A 17,379-nucleotide genomic window follows, 5' to 3' on the forward strand; every position below is an offset into this window, starting at 1 on the left:
GCAGACACTGACAGCCAAGAACAACTTAACAAAACATTAAGCCAACTGACCCAAAGCGGCATACTTGCCTATGCCCAAGAAGGCATTGCCTTAACCAGTCCACAAAACATTCAACTCTCCACCGGCAACAGCGTTACTTTAACCAGTGAAAACCAAACTGACATTGCCGCCTTAAAAAACCTTACCCTCTCATCGGGCGAAGCGATGGGCTTATTTGCCCACAAATCAGGCATGAAACTGTTTGCCAACCAAGGCGATATTGAAGTGCAAGCCCAAAACGCCAACCTCAACATGGCAGCTAAGCAAGAAGTTAAAGTCGACAGTGTTGATGGCAAAGTTGCCCTAAGCGCCAATAAAAAAATCACCTTAATTTGTGGCGGTTCATACATAAAAATCAGCGAAGAAGGCATTGAGCTTGGCACCCAAGATAATGTCTATTTTAAATGTAATGTCATGCAGAAAATGGGGCAAGCAAATATGGATGTAGATGCTTTATTACCTGGTGGTTGTGAAGCGGCGATACAAGAAGCGGATAAACTACAAAAAGCAAATGTAAGACTTGGATAAATTATAGATAACATGAATAAATCGATACAAAAACAAGACGTTGAGGCTATTTTTCAACAGATTATTTCGCTGTCATTAAAAAATGATGCACATTTTTACCTTATCTATCAAACTAATGATCAAAACACAAGTTTAACTGATTTGATTACAGGAAAGGAATTAACATTATTTCGATATATAAACTATCAAATTAAACACACACCAGGACTTATTGAACTTGATTTAAAAAATGAAGAAGATCAAATTATTTTAAAACAAAGTATTCAAGAATTTTATTTAGCTATTGATCCTAAAACAGTATTATTTGCAAAACCACGTTCAGTATATGGTTGGATTTACTCTTCATTTAATGCCGAAGTATTAGCTCAAGAATTAGGAAAAATTGCCATTCAACCGTCAAGTGACGGTAAACAATTATTGCGTTATTTTGACCCATCGGTATTACCACCACTATTGAATATTTTCATTTTGGCGCAAAAGGAAATATTACTTAAACCTGTTCATTCATGGTTATATCTTAACAGTGATGGTCATTTAATTATTGAAAAGAATCCGCTAGATGAGCGTCACAACCTTATCGGTAATTTGGGGATTATTGATCAACAATGGGAACAAATAAGCTGGATAGAAAGTCGCAACCAGACACTTGCTCGTTATCATTTTTTTCATCCACAATATAATTTATCTGAAAGAGAGGCTGATGATATTATTATGCAATCTTTTCAAGATGCTACCCTCAAAGGATACCATGATAAACGAGATCTAACCGAATATGCTTATCGTAGTTTAGTTATACATCCTAAATTTATTAAACATCCAATTATTGCCGAAGCAATAAGACGACATCGGCACCAATCACTAATAAAACAATTACAAACTATAACTCCACCACAATGGGATATTGTAGCGGATGAATGTATCATTAATACGAAGGAAATAAATAATGGGTTTATGTGAAAAATGCCAATCTAAAGGTCTACCAATTTATCCGATTCGTTATGCTGTTGCACCTAATTATGTCACGGCAGATTTACCCTCATGGGCAAAAAACGATATGTTGCCTACCTTAAAAGGAGAGAGTAAATATGTATTAAGAACTATGCGAAAAGGTTATCTTTATGTATTGTGCCAGTATGAAAACAATATTATATTAGATGTTTCTATTTATAGAATTGATGAAAATGGTGGTTTTTGGCAACAAGATATTAGTAAAGAGCAAGATCTATTAGGATTTGGTGATATCATAAGTGAAGAAAATCCTTCTGTACCTTTCAATGATATAGAAACAACTTGCAACAACAGTGCCCATTTATCAAGCAATATTGCTTTTATTACACTTTCAAAACCTGAAAAATGTGAAAAAGCTTGGCTTGCTTTTAGTGAACATAAATGGAGCATTAAAACGTTAAAAAAATACCTTAACGATGAAGATAAACGTAACTTACGAATGCAACTTATCAAACCGAAGCAATGGTTAAATTCGCAAGTAAGTGAAAATGGAATTACGACTGCTGATAAAGAATCCATTGCATCCATAATGGAAATACAAAACATTGAAAATATAATAGAAAAAATCAAAATAAACTTACCAAACCTTGAAAATTGCAATTACTCGCTTTGCTTTCCTTATTTGTATCATAATAAACCATTAGACAAAAATACGCTTTCGCAAAGTATTTTATTTCGCCAACCATTTACATATGCTAAAGAGCTATTTAAAAAACGAAGCACATTAACACCTTGGCAATTACTAACCAAGCCAGTTTATGACCAAATTACCCTAAAAGAGCCGTATTCAGTCTATCTACATAAAAAAATGATGTCAGCTGAACGCAACAGCACCGATTGCACACCGATGATGGTAGTATTAAACGACAGCATTGGTATTACTGCCGAATTAAGCAACTGGGGTAATAGTGCATTAAACTCGTTTAGAAAAATAATGATAGAAAGACAGCGTGAAAATGCCACTTGTAGTGGTATTGCAATGCTTGAAGAAGCAATAAAAAACAGCGATCTTGCGGAAAGTGAAGAAGATTTTAAAAAACATATAAAAAACACCAATAAAAAATACCTTGCTGATACAAAATATTTTAATCAAAAAGTAATACCTTATGATAGTGGTATATTCGGAACTGATACAACCCGAATGATTCCATGGAGCGAAGAACAAAAAGCCAAAGGTCAACGTGTTATTAATATTGTGAATGAATCTAAAAAATATAATTTTATTTCCCCATATTTAACCGATATAGAACAAGCGGTAGAAAGTACAAAATATAACGCTGCAATATTAGTCCAATTTGTACAAGAAAACTACCTGATTGAAGAAGTAGGCGAAGAACGGCACGCACAAGTTTTTGAACAGGCATTTAAATTAAATAAACAAGCAGAAATGGTAAACATTGAACGCTTAGATGCTAAATTAGCAGCAATGAGAGTCGAATTTGAAGCGAAAGCTCAGGCGTATAAAGCACAATGGCATGAAAAAAATAAGACCGAACAATCGGCCGAAAAGCGTTGGCGCAAATATGAAAATCATTTAAACGACGATTATAAATCCTATAAAGAAAAATATGCCACTTTTTTACAAGAGGCAGAAGACTATATAGCAGGATTATTAAATGATTTAATTTTATGGGTAGATTGCAGTAAACAAAAAGAAAAGCATCCCATTTCATTGCCAGCCGATGATTTTGCACAAGATGATGATAATTATTTGGCATTTGCCAACGATATTTTAATGACCTTAGGCATGCAAGCCCAAAGTAGCAAAGTTACCCAATTATTCACCCAATTAATTGAGGATGAAAACTTAGAAGGTCATAATATTATTTGGTCAGCTGTGTTTGCTAATCGAAAATTAGATAAAGAAAAACAAAAAGAATGTGTCAACTTTTTATTATCATTAAATAAAACAACCCAATTAAAACCACAATCTTATGGCGAGTTCTTAGATAAATTAGAAACAGTATTAGAATTTTATCAAGCCGAATCAACAGAAAGTAATGCTATGATAGACCTTGCTAATAGCATTGCCAACATTAGTCACTCACTTTTTGACCCACAAGAACAACATAAAGCATTAGATACAACTAAAGAGTTCTTTTCGTTATTTGAAAGCGAGCGAAACTCGTTAATTGATGGTGATTCGATCGATAACCAAATCACCGCCGCCTATTTACGCCCAATTAAAGAGGGAAGTTGTGCTGCACTTATTGCTTTATTAAAATATATGCAAAAAATGGGTGGTGATTTATCGTCAGAATTTGCCGAAGCTTTTTTAGTAGCAATTTCGCCAACAAGGCTATCTAAAACTGCGCTAAAAAAGAGAATGGCGTCATACCACAAATGGGCAGACAATTTAAAAAGTGCCTTGTATTCAGATATTAAAAATATTGGCGAAAAGCTGGCAAATGCCTCACAAAAAGCCACAAACCTTATCAAGCAACACATCACCAATGAAAAGGTTGGGGCAAGTTTTACTGCGGCTATATTGGGGGTACATATCATGAAAATCTATTATATAGTGACTGATAACTCATTAAAAACCCAAGCCCAACAAAACCAAGCCGATTACCAGTTAACTATGGCGGTATCAGCATCGATGGCAGCAAGCTTTCGACTAGTTACCGTATATGCCAACAAAGGACAAATCAATACCAAATTACTGTCCAATATGAACTTTTTAGGCAACTTTTTTGGGCTAATATCGGGGTTAATTGATATTGGTTTAAATTGGAATGAGGATATTTCAGATAAAACTAAGAGTGAAAAAACATTATATTATGCATCTCTATTTACTGCGATTGTATCCACCACCGATTTATTTTTACAAATGGGTAAAACCAGTTTAATTACAATCATGGATCGAGGGATTCAATCATTGAGTTCTTTGTTCATAAAAAAAATCTTGATTAGCGGGGCTATTATATATGGAGGAAGAGCTCTTATATCAATCATTGCACTGGCATTAAACCCATGGGTTAGTTTAGGGATCTTTTTACTTCAACTATACTTCGAATTAGCTGAAGACGATGATATCGAAAAATGGTTAAGGCGTTGCCGTTTTGGTAAAGGGCAAAATATAGCAGATTATGACTTTGCTTATCGCTTTCTCTCATCCGAAAAAGAAATTGCGGCACTGCAAGCGATCTTTAAAAAATATGAAGAGCAGCTAGCCGAATATTACGCCGAACAAGAACGAAAATATATCAAAGAAAATATGCCCGTATTCTCATCGAGTGATTGGCAAACTATTTATCATTGGCCTACATCTCATTAATTATATAAGGAATTCGATTATGTCTTACGCAAAATATGATGGTAACGACCCCATCTATAAAGATAAAGAACATTTATTAAAAAAAACCGGCATCAGTATTACCGATCCAATCCTGCCGCCCAAAAATTTAGTAAAATTAACCGGTACCCTATCCGAATTTAAAGGTCTATTTTGCTATGCGCCACTTGCTGATGGCGCTTATTTAAGTGATGAACAAAAACAAAAACAGCAAAATCAACTTAGAAAAGGAGCAGCTCTTGCCACTTTAAATGGTAATAGCATCGCTGCATTAGCCGGCTTAGGCCATGCCAATGGTAATGACCGTAGTAATTATGTGCAAGCACAATATATTAGCGCCAAATTAAATGACACCATCACGTTAAAAGGCTGGCTCGGCTCTTATAAATTTAATGATGGCGATCAAGTCGAGGTAGTCGCCGAAAAGCACGCTGACCATTACGAAGTGTACGCCATGCTCAAACCCAGTGAACAAATTATCTCACTGATCCCTTTATGTTTTGCCGGGCGTAACCAAGCATTCAAAATTTATCGTTTACCTATGTTTATCTTTTATGTTATTTGCGTGCTATTAATGAACTACTTTTTTCTCGATTTTTCGTTGGAAAATCTGACCATTGGTTTTAGTACATTAGGCGTAATATTTGGGGCTGCTTGCTTAATGGTAAATAAAAATTCAATTGCGACTCATGTCAAACTCGCTGAGCGCATTTTTACCGTGTTGGGCTGGCAAAATGTTACCAATATCAATTTAATCAAAATAAGTAAACAATATATAGTTAGATTAATTGAACAGGGTAAATATTCAATTAAATATGATATTACTGATCAGTATAGCAGACCGCTTAAATCAGGTGATAGTTGGTTCTTTTTTTATTACGATCCTGATGTGTTATGCAAAAAAGGCAAGCCACCCTTACGCATTAAAAATAAAACAGAAAAATAATACGTTAGAGAATATTATTATGCCTTACGCAAAATATGATGGTAACGACCCCATCTATAAAGATAAAGAGCAGCTATTAAAAAAAACCGGCATCAGTATTACTGATCCAATCCTGCCGCCCAAAAATTTGGTTAAATTAACCGGTACCTTATCCGAATTTAAAGGTCTATTTTGCTATGCGCCACTTGCTGATGGCGCTTATTTAAGTGATGAGCAAAAACAAAAACAGCAAAATCAACTTAGAAAAGGAGCAGCTCTTGCCACTTTAAATGGTAATAGCATCGCTGCATTAGCCGGCTTAGGGCATGCCAATGGTAATGATCGTAGCAATTATGTACAAGCACAATATATTACCGCTAAATTAAATGACACCATCACGTTAAAAGGCTGGATCGGTTTTTATAAATTTAACGATGGCGATCAGGTCGAGGTGGTCGCCGAAAAGCATGAAAACCATTACGAAGTGTACGCTATGCTCAAGCCCCGTGAACAAATTATCTCGCTCATTCCGCCATGTCTAGGTGGAAGAAAGCAAGCCTTTAAGCTCTTTTATATACCTTTTTTTATATTTTACATTGTTTGCACTCTACTTATGAACTACTTTTTTCTCGATTTTTCGTTGGAAAATCTGACCATTGGTTTTAGTACATTAGGGGTAATATTGGGTTCCGCGTTTTTTATGGTTTATAAAAATTCAATTGTGACATACATTACCCTTGCCGAGCGTATTTTTACAGTATTGGATTGGCAAAATGTCACCAATATCAATTTAGTTAAAATAAGTAAACGATATATAGTTAAGTTAATTAGACAAGGTAAATATTCAACTAAATATAGCATCACGGATCAATTTATTAAGCCGCCTGAACCCGGTGCAGGTTGGGGATTTTTTTACTACGATCCTGAGGTATTATGCAAAAAAGGCAAGCCACCCTTACGGGTTAAAAATAAAAAAAGAAAATAAGTTCATAAGGAATTCGATTATGCCTTACGCAAAATATGATGGTAACGACCCTATCTATAACGACAAAGAGCAGCTATTAAAAAAAACCGGTATTAGTATTACTGATCCAATCTTACCGCCCAAAAATTTAGTAAAATTAACCGGTACCCTATCCGAATTTAAAGGTCTATTTTGCTATGCGCCACTTGCTGATGGCGCTTATTTAAGTGATGAGCAAAAACAAAAACAGCAAAATCAGCTTAGAAAAGGAGCAGCTCTTGCCACTTTAAATGGTAATAGCATCACTGCATTAGCCGGCTTAGGGCATGCTAATGGTAATGACCGTAGTAATGAGGTAGATGCTCAGTATATCACTGCCAAATTAAATGACTCCATCACGTTAAAAGGCTGGATCGGTTATTATAAATTTCATGATGGCGATCAAGTTGAGGTAGTCGCCGAAAAACATGAAGACCATTACGAAGTGTATGCTATGCTCAAACCCAGTGAACAAATTATCTCTCTTATCCCTTTATGTTTTGCGGGGCGTAACCAAGCAATAAAACGCTATCATTTACCTTTTTTTATTATTTATGTTGTTTGCACCTTGCTCATGAACTATTTTTTTCTCGATTTTAGTTTAGAAAATCTGACTATTGGTTTTGGTTCTTTAGGGGTAATATTTGGGGCTGCTTGCTTAATGGTAAATAAAAATTCAATTGCAACACATATCAAACTTGCGGAGCGCATTTTTACCGTGTTGGGCTGGAAAGATGTCAAAAATATCAATTTAGTTAAAATAAGCAAGCAATATATTGCTAAATTAATTGGCCAAGGAAAATACGTAGAAAAATATAACAATAAGACTGATCAGTATATTAGACCGCCCAAATCTGGCGAAGGCTGGTTCTTTTTTTATTATGATCCTGAGGTATTATGCAAAAAAGGCAAGCCACCCTTACGGGTTAAAAATAAAAAAAGAAAATAAGTTCATAAGGAATTCGATTATGCCTTACGCAAAATATGATGGCAAAGATCCCATCTATAAAGACAAAGAGCAGCTATTAAAAAAAACCGGTATTAGCATTACTGATCCAATACTACCACCCAAAAATTTGGTTAAATTAACTGGTACCCTATCCGAATTTAAAGGTCTATTTTGCTATGCACCACTTGGTGATGGGGCTTATTTAAGTGACGAGCAAAAACAAAAACACAACAACCAACTTAGAAAGGGTGCACTACTTGCTACTTTAAATGGTAATAGCATTGCTGCGCTGGCTGGCTTGGGGCATGCTAATGGTAATGACCGTAGTAATGATTTTGAAGCTCAATATATTACTGCCAAATTGAATGATACTAAAATATGCGATGATAAATATTGACAGCTTTAAAGAAATAATTGATAAGCCAATATTAGCATCATCACTGGTCGCATGTTAATCCAGTATGAAAGAAAATGGTATGCTGATGAAGCATTAAGCAAATGCAACGAAGTTGATGAGCTGTTTGACGAAAAGAGGCAATAGAAAAAAGACATGATTGAAGTAGGTTTAGATCAGCTCGGTGTTACCTGCCTTATCAGTGGGACTTTGCTATGAAAAAAGTGAACGAAGCATAATCAACATTATTATTGTAATGCTTATCATTAGTAGTCAATTTCTCGTAAATTAAAGTAAGTATAATTTTCACCTAGCTTTAAACAGTAAGCTTTAGTCCAATCGCCATTTTCATTATAGTCATAGAAAGTGCATTTTTTAGTTTCTAATGGTTTTGCTTTCTTATCATCAAAAACTTTAATCATAATTTTACTTAATTGATTGTTATTATTATATAAAAAATGTTTTTCTTCCGTTGAGCTATAAGAATTTATTGAAGTTATATTGAGTGTGAATTGATTGACTATTTTGGTAATATTCCCTTTATCATAAAAAATATGACTAATCGTGGTTGGATTGGAAATACGTTCTATTTTTATTATCCGATATTGTTCATCATACGTTGCTATCCATGATATTTTCTTTTCAGCATCTTCGACCTTATGAATATTTTTATTTTCATCTTGTTCTATATTCAGATCCAAATTGAATTTATTATTAATAAAAAACTGGCTTTTATTGGTTTCATAGTTGTTATCGATTTTCACATGATTAACGTCGACAGAGGTAATAAATCCATTAGTATCTGATTGATAACTCTGTTGCTCGCTACCAATAATTTTTTGCTGTTTGATCGGTTTTGAATAAGGTATATTCAAAGCATTTCCAAATAACAAGTAATTGTTAGTGATTTGGGTTTTATTTATTTTTTCTTTTTTTTCCTGACAGCCAGACAAAATTATCGATAAACAGCATATGGCAAGAATCCTTTTCATCTTTATATTCCTTCTTATTGATAATATTCAATACTACGTAAAATAAAGCGTTTTGTTTCTTTTTTAGGAGTTAAACAATATAACTTAGTCCAGTCACCATATTGATTGTGGTCGTCAAAAATACATGTTAATTGTTCATCAGGTATTGTTTGATTTTGGTCATCAGTGTTAAATTTTCCATCTTTTGCTATAAAAGAAGATTCGATTGTTTTAATTAATTGATTTTCTGAGTTATAAAAATACTGTTTTTTATTGAGATAATACGGAATAGATTGTTGTCCATCAATTTTATTAAAGATCTGATATTCATTGGTTTGCATTAAATTATTTTCGTAGGAAAGTTGATTAACAAAAGTATAATGACTTCCACCAATAACTGAATTTTCAATTTTTATAATTCTACCTTGATCATCATAAGTGGGTTTAACCACATTATTACCAAATGAATCTTCGATTGTTAGGATATTTTGTTTATCATCAAAATTGATTTTATATTTTGAATTTTTTTGAGAATCAATCATATAATTGTCTTTTTTAAAGTCAATATAGACTTTTTTATCGTTTAAACGGTAAAACGTAATTAAACCATTGGGGATGGTTTCAATTATACCTGAGTAAGTACCTTCAATTTTTTGTTTTTTAATTATTTTTGAAAAAGGAGCCAACTCAAATTGACCATTAGTAATATAGTTGTTGACTATTATTTTAGAATCTAACTGGTTGTTATTACAACCGAATAAGGTTAAAACTACAGTAAATAAGGTAATTTTTTCAACTTCCATCTTATTTATTGGTTTACTTTTTCATTTGATATTAGTTTTGTATTTAACCACAAATAGAGCTGATATTAAACAGAAATTTCATATATCTTAATCGAATATCAATATAAGCTTTATGTATTTTTACCCTCTGTAATACTGACTTATAATCATAACAAGTAAAATTAAAATAAAAGAATAGTTTTACTAATACTATATTAGTAATAAATTGATATGGAAGGAGTAATAATGAAAAAGTCTTTATATTTATCTATTTTAATCTTTGCAGGATTATGTTTATTTGGATGTGATAAAAAAACCAATAAAGGTATTACAAATAACCTTGAAAAGAAGGAAATAATTGTTGGATTACCGCCAAGTATGCACAATATCTTAATGGAGCGTGTGGTAAAACCTGAATTAGAAAAAAAAGGATATACCGTAGTATTGGTTAATTTTAGCTCGTTAAGAGATTCTAATACCGCTCTTGTTGAAGGGAGTATTGATTTAAATGCGGCTCAGCATCAAGCCTATCTTAATGTGTATAATAAAGAAACCAATAATGACTTAGTTCCACTAGTTCATATTCCTTCTATTTCAGCCGCTTTATTTTCACAAACACACCACACAATTAATGATGTTTCATCAGAGCAAATAATTGCTATTCCTAATGACCCTTCAAATACGGCAAGAGCTTTAATATTACTGCAAAAATTAAATTGGATAAAACTAAAATCAGACGTTCAAGAAGGTAATGTGACTTTAAACGATATTGTTGAAAATAAATACCATTTAAAGTTTAAAACATTATTATCTGAAATTATTCCTCGGATCCTTGGTGAGGTTGATTATGCGATAATGCCTGGTGGTGTAGCATGGTTAAGTAAAGTCCCAGTAGATAATCTTATAGTGCAAGAAGAATTATCACCTGATTTAGAATTAATGGTAGTCATAAAAAAAGAAAATCTCAATTCGCAATGGGCTAAAGATGTAAAACAATTATACCAATCAGATGTGTTAAAAAAATTCATAAAGGAGGATCCACAAGCAAAAGGTAGATTTATTTGGCCACAGCAATAAATTTTTAACACCTTAAATACCTGAGTAAATAGCTAGGATGTTTAAGGTTGAAAATCATTTTTTATAGCAAGTTGAAAACAGATATAGTACATAAAAAACAGTTACTTATTTTTAATCTTTAATTGTTTGTGCTATAATTTTTACGCTTTCAATTTTTATAACAAATGATGTGATGAAACTAATAAAACATTCTCTGTTGCTAGTTTGCAGTTTTTCTTTAGTTGGGTGTTTTAACTCTGAACCACTATTGACTAGTACCGTTGAACGTTGGATCGATAATCCTACCATTAACGAAATAAAAGTAGTTATTGATGGAACAGAGTTAATTATTCCTGCTAAATCAAGCGTTAATTATACATTTAGCTATGGTAAACATACCTTATCTTATAATAACGAATCATTAAATTTTATTGCTAAACCTTCAATATTTAATAATACTGGCTTAATTAATCCAACACAAAGTAATTATTTCTTGTATACCACTTTATATACGACTTCAGACGGTGCTGATGAAATCTATAATAAGTTGATTTCTAAATATATGAACTTTGTTTCAATTATTGTTGACGGTGAAAAAAGAAGAATAGAAATGCCCGTTAAAGTGATTAATGATGTGTTTATTGAACGGCGCACTAACTTTTGGGACTACTCAGTTGATGAACCTCTGCCAAATAGTGTGACCATGCATCGAAAAGGTCAGTACCGATCACAAAAAGTAAAGTTATACCGTGAAAATAGCTTTATAGAAACGTTAAAGTCAGCAGGTGTTACTGAAGAGATAAGCTTTCCTTATCAACCTAGAAACTTTAGTGAGTTGAAAAAATATAGTATTTCTAATCTTGATATAAATAGCATTAAATGCCCAGCAGGTCGTGATCACATGAAAAAGCATTTACAAGATTGGCATCAATTATTTTCATTTACTGGAAAGAAATTTGCTATTGCCTATAAAAAATTGATATCAGATGAAACTGTTCAATCAAATTATGCATTACTAAATGAATGTGCTGGGGAAAAAGGTATTGAACAAGCTTATCAAAATGTAATGAAAAGTATTGAAAAAATGACTAACGACACCAAGCAAATTAATTTCTATATAACTGATTAATTAATATAAAAATCGACGCCGTATCATAAGTTACTTAACTTTTATCGTTGTGTTTAGCTGTCATTTAATGGCAGCTATGACTTTGGTGGCAGTTGCTGTTAAACAGCATCAAAAGACATAAGCACCCCCGTCCTTAAATTATAAGATTATTAAAAATGACCGGTTAATGATACTAGTCATTTTGTTAAAATTGAGGGTTAATTAAAAATAAATATTCGAATAAATTTTATTGTAAAATATATTATTTTTTGTTTGTAACCCCAAATGGTATATGTACTGATGGTAAAATTTTGGAAGGTTTTTCTAAATGTGATTCTTGATCATCAAAAAAGATATGTGGTTTCATGATTTCTAAGACCTTATTTTTTTCAATTCCTCCTAGAAAAAATGCTTCGTTAATTTCAATTCCTAAATCTCTCAAAGTATATATAGCTCTTTCATGAGAAGGTGCATTTCTGGCTGTTACAATAGCTGTTTTTAATATTGATTTATAAGTTGGATCTTGTTCGATTTTTTTATGTTCTAGTTTTTGTATTTCAGCTAGCCGGCGAATAAATTTATTTAGTGGACCTGGATTATGGAGGATATTTTTTTTAATTCTTTCGTTATTATGAAAATCATCTAAATTACGTGTTGTTTGATAAATACTTTCTGATTCATCATCAACTATTACACCATCAAAATCGAATGCAATACGAAGTTCTAAATCTGTGGGATTATCTGTAATATTTCCTTTAATTACTCTACCTGCTGGGTAACCCGCATTTATAGCTTGAGTTACGTCAGAAGGATTTGCGGATAGGAATAATTCAATGTCAAAAGCTGGAATATATTTTAATGGTGATGATCCTTGTAAAAAAACAGCTCTTGTCATGTTTAAGTTATGATGTTCAATTGATTTCATGACTCTTAGCCCTGTGTCAGGATCATTTCTTGATAATAAAATAACTTCTACTAATGGATTATTTGGTGACGGAGATAAAACATTTAATGATAATAACCTTTTGATAAAAGGAAAAGCTACTCCTTCTTTGAGTGGTTCATTTTCCTTATGTCTTTGAAATTTTCGATATTCTTTATCACCTTTTTCTCTGAAAATTTTATCTGATTCTTCTAAATCGAAAAGAGCGCTAGATGCAAGACCAATAACAAGTCTTTCTGTTAAATCATAAGCCATTTTTTTGTTATATTCCTTTCATTGATAAATGAAACTTTATATGAATTTTTTCATATTATAATTAAATTTATTCAGTAAGTTAATAGTAAGAATTATTATTAATTAGTTTCTTTCTTAATAATTTATCTTTGCCATTTTATCTTTGCCATTTTATGTTTATATCTCTTGCAACTAAAAAGTAGGCTATTATGCCTACCTAATCATTTGTTTGCTGTAAGTATGATTTGTTAAGGTCATCAATTAGTCTTAAGCATATTTAATGCTGCACAATGAGTAATTCTAGTAACGGGAAAATAAAAAATACATGCCAAACTCATTCAATATTTACCGAGCAATACTTAAAGTGTGACATAGTTTTTCGATTTTTTAATCCAAATGACTAAAAATAGGGTTCGCCCAAAACTAAATAAAATATAAGAAAGCCATAATCCATTATTTCCCCATATTGGTACACAGATATATTGTGATATCAGCCATAAAATTAAGGCAAGAATCATAGAATCACGAATAGAAGAAGTGTAGCTGATCCCAGAAAAAACGCCATAATAGATAAGACCACCAGCAACCACAACAGGGAAGATAGTAAGCCAATATTGATATTGCAAACAGATAGTGATAATTTCGGTTTGATTGGTTAATAATTTAATAATTGTTGTATCAAATCCAAACCATAAAGCAATTAATATTAAAGGACAAATAATACAAGCTTGTAGTGACCAATGTAAGGTTTGATTATATAACTTAATATCTTTAGTACCTTTCGCCTTACCACTAAATACACTTGAAGCATTGGCAAAGCCGTCAAATAAATAAGCCATCAAATAATGAATTTGAAACAAGACGGCATTAGCAGCTAATACTTCCGTGTTAAAACTCGAACCAATCGAGATAAAATGGTTAGTAACGATTAATAAGCAAATGGTACGAATCATTAAGTTGGTATTAACTAAAATCACTCCTTTCAATGATTGCCAAGATAGTATCGATTTTAAATCAGTTTGTTGATTGGATTTTGGTAAATTACGATAAATAAACCAAATGCCTAACAAAGTACAAATTACTTGAGCAATTAGTGTTGCAAAGGCAACGCCTTGAACATTCCAATGAAATCCCCAAACAAAAATTACTGCCATAATAATATTAAGCAGATTAATTAATACTTGTAGAAATAGCACAGCCTTTACTTTAGACATTCCCATTAACCAACCAACTAAAACATAGTTGATAAGCACAAAAGGCGCCCCCAAAATTAGGATAGAGAAATATATATTGGCATAATGCTTTACTTCTTCATTGGGGTTGATAACGTTCATAGAGGCAGTAAAGATCACTTGCTGAAAAATGATAAAAATAACACCTAAAAATATTGCTATAAACAAAGGGCGGATTAAGGATGATCGCAATAGTAGTGGGTCGTCTAATGCTTGTGCGGCAAAACCAGTGGTACTGACTCGTAAAAAGCCGAAAAGCCAATAAATAGTGTTAAAAATAACAGCGCCAACAGCAATGCCGGCAATAAAGGCGGGATTGGGTAAATGCCCGACCAACGCAGTATCAACCACACCAAGTAATGGTGTTGTAATAGTTGAAATGATAAACGGAATAACTAGCGCTAAGTAATCTTTAAAACGATATTGTTTATTAATGGTAGATTGAGTTGTCATATTTAAAAACTTAAAATAGATTCAAGAAGTTGTTTAGAATAAGCATTATTGACCTGATTTAAATTAGCTATCTTATCAACATGTTCCACAATTTGACCTTGATAAAAGAAGATCACTCGATTACAAAGATAAGTGATAGTTGTTAAATCATGGGTAATAAAAATGGCTGTTAAATTTAACTGTTTTTGCAAATCAACTAACAACGATAGAATTTGGGCTTGGACAGAGATGTCAAGAGAACTTACAGCTTCGTCAAATAAGATAAATTTAGGTGAGCAGGCAATTGCCCGTGCAATGCAGATGCGTTGTAATTGACCTCCACTCACTTCGTGAGGAAAACGATGATAAAATGACTCATTTAATCCGACTTGTTCTAATAGCTCAATTATTCGCTTCTTTCGTTGAATAACCGTCAGTTTTTGATAAATATCTATAGGTTCAGCGACAATTTCAGCGATAGTAAAATAAGGATTAACCGAAGCATTATAATCTTGAAAAACGGCGCTAATTTCCCGTCGCATTGGGGATTTTCGCCATGCTCGTTGTCCTATATCTTGCCCATTAAAATAAATTTTGCCACTATCGGGCTTTTCAAGACCTAAAATTAGCTTACCAAGAGTGCTTTTACCACTTCCGCTTTCTCCTACAATACCTAAACATTCGCCTTGGTATAAAGACAAAGAAACATCTTTAATAATCGGCGTTTTTTTGCGGTTAAATAAACCTTGATTAGGTTGTAAAAAGGATTTTTTGAGATTATTAATTTGTAATAACGGTGTCATTTAGATTGTCTCCAATCTATTTGGGTGGATAACGGCGTTAAATTTGGCTAATAACTGTTTACGAGTATCAATTAAGTAACGTGTGTAATCGTTTTTAGAATGATAAAAAATATGATCGCAACGACCTTGTTCTACAATACATCCTTGATTCATTACAATAATATGATCGGCAATATGGTGAATAACACCTAAATCATGCGAGATAAATATCATTGCTGTTTTCGATTGTTGTTTGATATTTTTTAATAATTGCAGAATATGAAGTTGACTAATAGAATCTAACGCTGTGGTTGGTTCATCGGCAATAATTAATTCAGGTTCAAGCATCAATGCAATTCCGATCATGATTCTCTGTAACATGCCGCCACTTAACTGATGTGGGTATTTGTTAAAGATTTGTTTTGGATGATTAAGACCAATGTCGGCAATCATAGTTAATGTTTTTTCAATAGCTTGTTTTTTAGTAATTGTCAGATGTGCCAATAACGTTTCAACCACTTGATTGCCAATACAATAAAGTGGATCAAAAGCATTCATTGGATGCTGTAGTATAGCCGAAATAGCATTACCACGAATATGGCGTAATGTGTCATGATTTTGTTTTAATAAATCACCATTTAATTGTAACGCTATTTTAGATTGTTTAGGGGTAAATAAAATTTCCCCTTTAACCGAAAAGTAGGGCTCTAATAAACCGATAATGGCTTTACTGGTTAAACTTTTACCGCAACCACTTTCACCTACAATACCTAAACATTGATGATGCTCAAGACAAAAGGAGATATCGTTAAGCAGTGTTTTGCCATTATCCAGTGTTACGGTAAGATTCTTAACCTCAAGTAATTTATTACTCATGCTGTTTTTTCCTTAGGATCAAGAATGTCACGTAAACAGTCGCCAAGCATATTAAACGCGGAAACTATAATTAATATTGCAATTCCAGGATAAACCATTTGCATAGGATGCTGCATCATAACGTTTTTTGCTTCACTAAGCATCAGTCCCCATTCTGCTGTTGGTGCTTGTATGCCAAGCCCTATGAAAGATAGAGCAGAAATATTCAATATTACCCAACCAGTATCTAATGTGGCTAATACAACCAGTTCTGACATTACATTTGGCAATAAATGGCGACAAATAATAAAAGAATGCGGAGCGCCAATTGCTTGGGAAAATAAAATATAGTTTTTACGGCTATACTTGATTACCGAGCTGCGTATCATACGGCTATACCAAGCCCATTTAACCACAATATTGGCAATAATAACGTTTTCAATACCTACGCCAAGTACACCAACAATAGCCAGAATCATCACTTGGCTAGGGAAAGAAAGCATGATATCGCATAAACGCATAATACATTCGTCAAATTTACCCCGTTTATAGCCTGATATTAAACCAATTGTTGCACCAATAACAATAGTAATAATCATGGTTAATAATGATAAAAATAATGTGGAGCGAATGCCATAAAGTAGTCTTGAAAAAATATCACGACCAAGATGATCACAACCTAACCAATGTTGAGCCGACATCGGGGCGTATTTACGAACAATACGCACTTTATTAGGATCAAATGGTGCAATATAGGGGGCTAATATACCTAATATAATAATAGTTGCAATGATAATTAAACAACATAGTGCAGTTTTATTTTTACAAACCTGCTTAAGCATA

General features: G+C 32.8%; 16 protein-coding genes. 9 read left to right on the forward strand and 7 right to left on the reverse strand.

Annotated features, from left to right (window positions below):
* The 7 genes from A9G34_RS05425 to A9G34_RS05455 form a co-directional block, all read left to right on the forward strand.
* Nucleotides 1–567, forward strand: a 567-nt coding sequence (locus A9G34_RS05425; RefSeq protein WP_141670352.1) for a DUF2345 domain-containing protein, incomplete at its 5' end; no start/stop codon positions are given.
* A gap of 12 nt (nucleotides 568–579) precedes the next feature.
* Complete coding sequence (locus tag A9G34_RS05430; RefSeq protein WP_065569155.1) at nucleotides 580–1,524, forward strand: hypothetical protein; 945 nt, start codon at nucleotides 580–582, stop codon at nucleotides 1,522–1,524.
* Entirely contained in the window at nucleotides 1,511–4,852 is a 3,342-nt protein-coding gene (locus A9G34_RS05435; RefSeq protein WP_065569156.1) for a T6SS effector BTH_I2691 family protein, read from the forward strand. The genes A9G34_RS05430 and A9G34_RS05435 overlap by 14 nt, the downstream gene beginning before the upstream one ends.
* A gap of 19 nt (nucleotides 4,853–4,871) precedes the next feature.
* On the forward strand, nucleotides 4,872–5,816 hold the full coding sequence (locus A9G34_RS05440; RefSeq protein WP_065569157.1) for a putative type VI secretion system effector: 945 nt from the start codon (nucleotides 4,872–4,874) through the stop codon (nucleotides 5,814–5,816).
* 19 nt (nucleotides 5,817–5,835) lie between these two features.
* A complete protein-coding gene (locus A9G34_RS05445) occupies nucleotides 5,836–6,780 on the forward strand; it encodes a putative type VI secretion system effector (RefSeq protein ID WP_141670353.1) in 945 nt (314 codons plus the stop codon).
* Nucleotides 6,781–6,799: 19 nt separating this feature from the next.
* Complete coding sequence (locus tag A9G34_RS05450; protein WP_065569159.1) at nucleotides 6,800–7,747, forward strand: putative type VI secretion system effector; 948 nt, start codon at nucleotides 6,800–6,802, stop codon at nucleotides 7,745–7,747.
* 19 nt (nucleotides 7,748–7,766) lie between these two features.
* A complete protein-coding gene (locus A9G34_RS05455) occupies nucleotides 7,767–8,144 on the forward strand; it encodes a hypothetical protein (RefSeq protein ID WP_065569160.1) in 378 nt (125 codons plus the stop codon).
* Between the two features lie 263 nt (nucleotides 8,145–8,407).
* Here A9G34_RS05455 and A9G34_RS05460 read toward each other — a convergent pair whose 3' ends face one another.
* Entirely contained in the window at nucleotides 8,408–9,133 is a 726-nt protein-coding gene (locus A9G34_RS05460; RefSeq protein WP_065569161.1) for a hypothetical protein, read from the reverse strand.
* A 14-nt stretch (nucleotides 9,134–9,147) separates the two neighbouring features.
* Nucleotides 9,148–9,915, reverse strand: a complete 768-nt coding sequence (locus tag A9G34_RS05465; RefSeq protein ID WP_065569162.1) for a hypothetical protein — start codon at nucleotides 9,913–9,915, stop codon at nucleotides 9,148–9,150.
* A gap of 225 nt (nucleotides 9,916–10,140) precedes the next feature.
* Between A9G34_RS05465 and A9G34_RS05470 the strand changes: the two genes are divergently transcribed.
* The gene (locus A9G34_RS05470) at nucleotides 10,141–10,971 is read left to right on the forward strand and encodes a MetQ/NlpA family ABC transporter substrate-binding protein (RefSeq protein ID WP_034945812.1); all 831 of its coding nucleotides are present in this window, start codon (nucleotides 10,141–10,143) and stop codon (nucleotides 10,969–10,971) included.
* Nucleotides 10,972–11,143: 172 nt separating this feature from the next.
* Entirely contained in the window at nucleotides 11,144–12,079 is a 936-nt protein-coding gene (locus A9G34_RS05475) for a hypothetical protein (RefSeq protein WP_065569163.1), read from the forward strand.
* Nucleotides 12,080–12,320: 241 nt separating this feature from the next.
* On the opposite strand, the gene A9G34_RS05480 is transcribed toward A9G34_RS05475, so the two are convergent.
* From A9G34_RS05480 to opp1C, 5 genes are all read right to left on the reverse strand, one after another.
* Nucleotides 12,321–13,256: a 5'-nucleotidase gene (locus A9G34_RS05480; protein WP_065569164.1), complete on the reverse strand. Its 936-nt coding sequence runs from the start codon at nucleotides 13,254–13,256 to the stop codon at nucleotides 12,321–12,323.
* Nucleotides 13,257–13,594: 338 nt separating this feature from the next.
* Nucleotides 13,595–14,920: an MATE family efflux transporter gene (locus A9G34_RS05485; RefSeq protein WP_065569165.1), complete on the reverse strand. Its 1,326-nt coding sequence runs from the start codon at nucleotides 14,918–14,920 to the stop codon at nucleotides 13,595–13,597.
* A gap of 2 nt (nucleotides 14,921–14,922) precedes the next feature.
* Nucleotides 14,923–15,702, reverse strand: coding sequence for an ABC transporter ATP-binding protein (locus A9G34_RS05490; RefSeq protein WP_034945806.1), 780 nt, complete (start codon nucleotides 15,700–15,702; stop codon nucleotides 14,923–14,925).
* The gene (locus A9G34_RS05495; protein WP_034945802.1) at nucleotides 15,703–16,557 is read right to left on the reverse strand and encodes an ABC transporter ATP-binding protein; all 855 of its coding nucleotides are present in this window, start codon (nucleotides 16,555–16,557) and stop codon (nucleotides 15,703–15,705) included.
* Nucleotides 16,554–17,378, reverse strand: a complete 825-nt coding sequence (gene opp1C, locus A9G34_RS05500; protein WP_034946223.1) for a nickel/cobalt ABC transporter permease — start codon at nucleotides 17,376–17,378, stop codon at nucleotides 16,554–16,556. The genes A9G34_RS05495 and opp1C overlap by 4 nt, the downstream gene beginning before the upstream one ends.
* Nucleotide 17,379 lies beyond the last annotated feature (1 nt).

Origin of the sequence: Gilliamella sp. Choc4-2 (genome assembly GCF_001690355.1) — a bacterium.
Taxonomy (GTDB): domain Bacteria; phylum Pseudomonadota; class Gammaproteobacteria; order Enterobacterales; family Orbaceae; genus Gilliamella; species Gilliamella apicola_A.

Coding starts and splice junctions, on each gene's coding strand:
- A9G34_RS05455 (WP_065569160.1), top strand. CDS start 7,767: ATGCCTTACGCAAAATATGATGGCAAAGATCCCATCTATAAAGACAAA.
- A9G34_RS05435 (WP_065569156.1), top strand. CDS start 1,511: ATGGGTTTATGTGAAAAATGCCAATCTAAAGGTCTACCAATTTATCCG.
- A9G34_RS05480 (WP_065569164.1), bottom strand. CDS start 13,256: ATGGCTTATGATTTAACAGAAAGACTTGTTATTGGTCTTGCATCTAGC.
- A9G34_RS05490 (WP_034945806.1), bottom strand. CDS start 15,702: ATGACACCGTTATTACAAATTAATAATCTCAAAAAATCCTTTTTACAA.
- A9G34_RS05495 (WP_034945802.1), bottom strand. CDS start 16,557: ATGAGTAATAAATTACTTGAGGTTAAGAATCTTACCGTAACACTGGAT.
- A9G34_RS05460 (WP_065569161.1), bottom strand. CDS start 9,133: ATGAAAAGGATTCTTGCCATATGCTGTTTATCGATAATTTTGTCTGGC.
- A9G34_RS05465 (WP_065569162.1), bottom strand. CDS start 9,915: ATGGAAGTTGAAAAAATTACCTTATTTACTGTAGTTTTAACCTTATTC.
- A9G34_RS05475 (WP_065569163.1), top strand. CDS start 11,144: ATGAAACTAATAAAACATTCTCTGTTGCTAGTTTGCAGTTTTTCTTTA.
- A9G34_RS05450 (WP_065569159.1), top strand. CDS start 6,800: ATGCCTTACGCAAAATATGATGGTAACGACCCTATCTATAACGACAAA.
- A9G34_RS05470 (WP_034945812.1), top strand. CDS start 10,141: ATGAAAAAGTCTTTATATTTATCTATTTTAATCTTTGCAGGATTATGT.
- A9G34_RS05440 (WP_065569157.1), top strand. CDS start 4,872: ATGTCTTACGCAAAATATGATGGTAACGACCCCATCTATAAAGATAAA.
- A9G34_RS05445 (WP_141670353.1), top strand. CDS start 5,836: ATGCCTTACGCAAAATATGATGGTAACGACCCCATCTATAAAGATAAA.
- A9G34_RS05430 (WP_065569155.1), top strand. CDS start 580: ATGAATAAATCGATACAAAAACAAGACGTTGAGGCTATTTTTCAACAG.
- opp1C (WP_034946223.1), bottom strand. CDS start 17,378: ATGCTTAAGCAGGTTTGTAAAAATAAAACTGCACTATGTTGTTTAATT.
- A9G34_RS05485 (WP_065569165.1), bottom strand. CDS start 14,920: ATGACAACTCAATCTACCATTAATAAACAATATCGTTTTAAAGATTAC.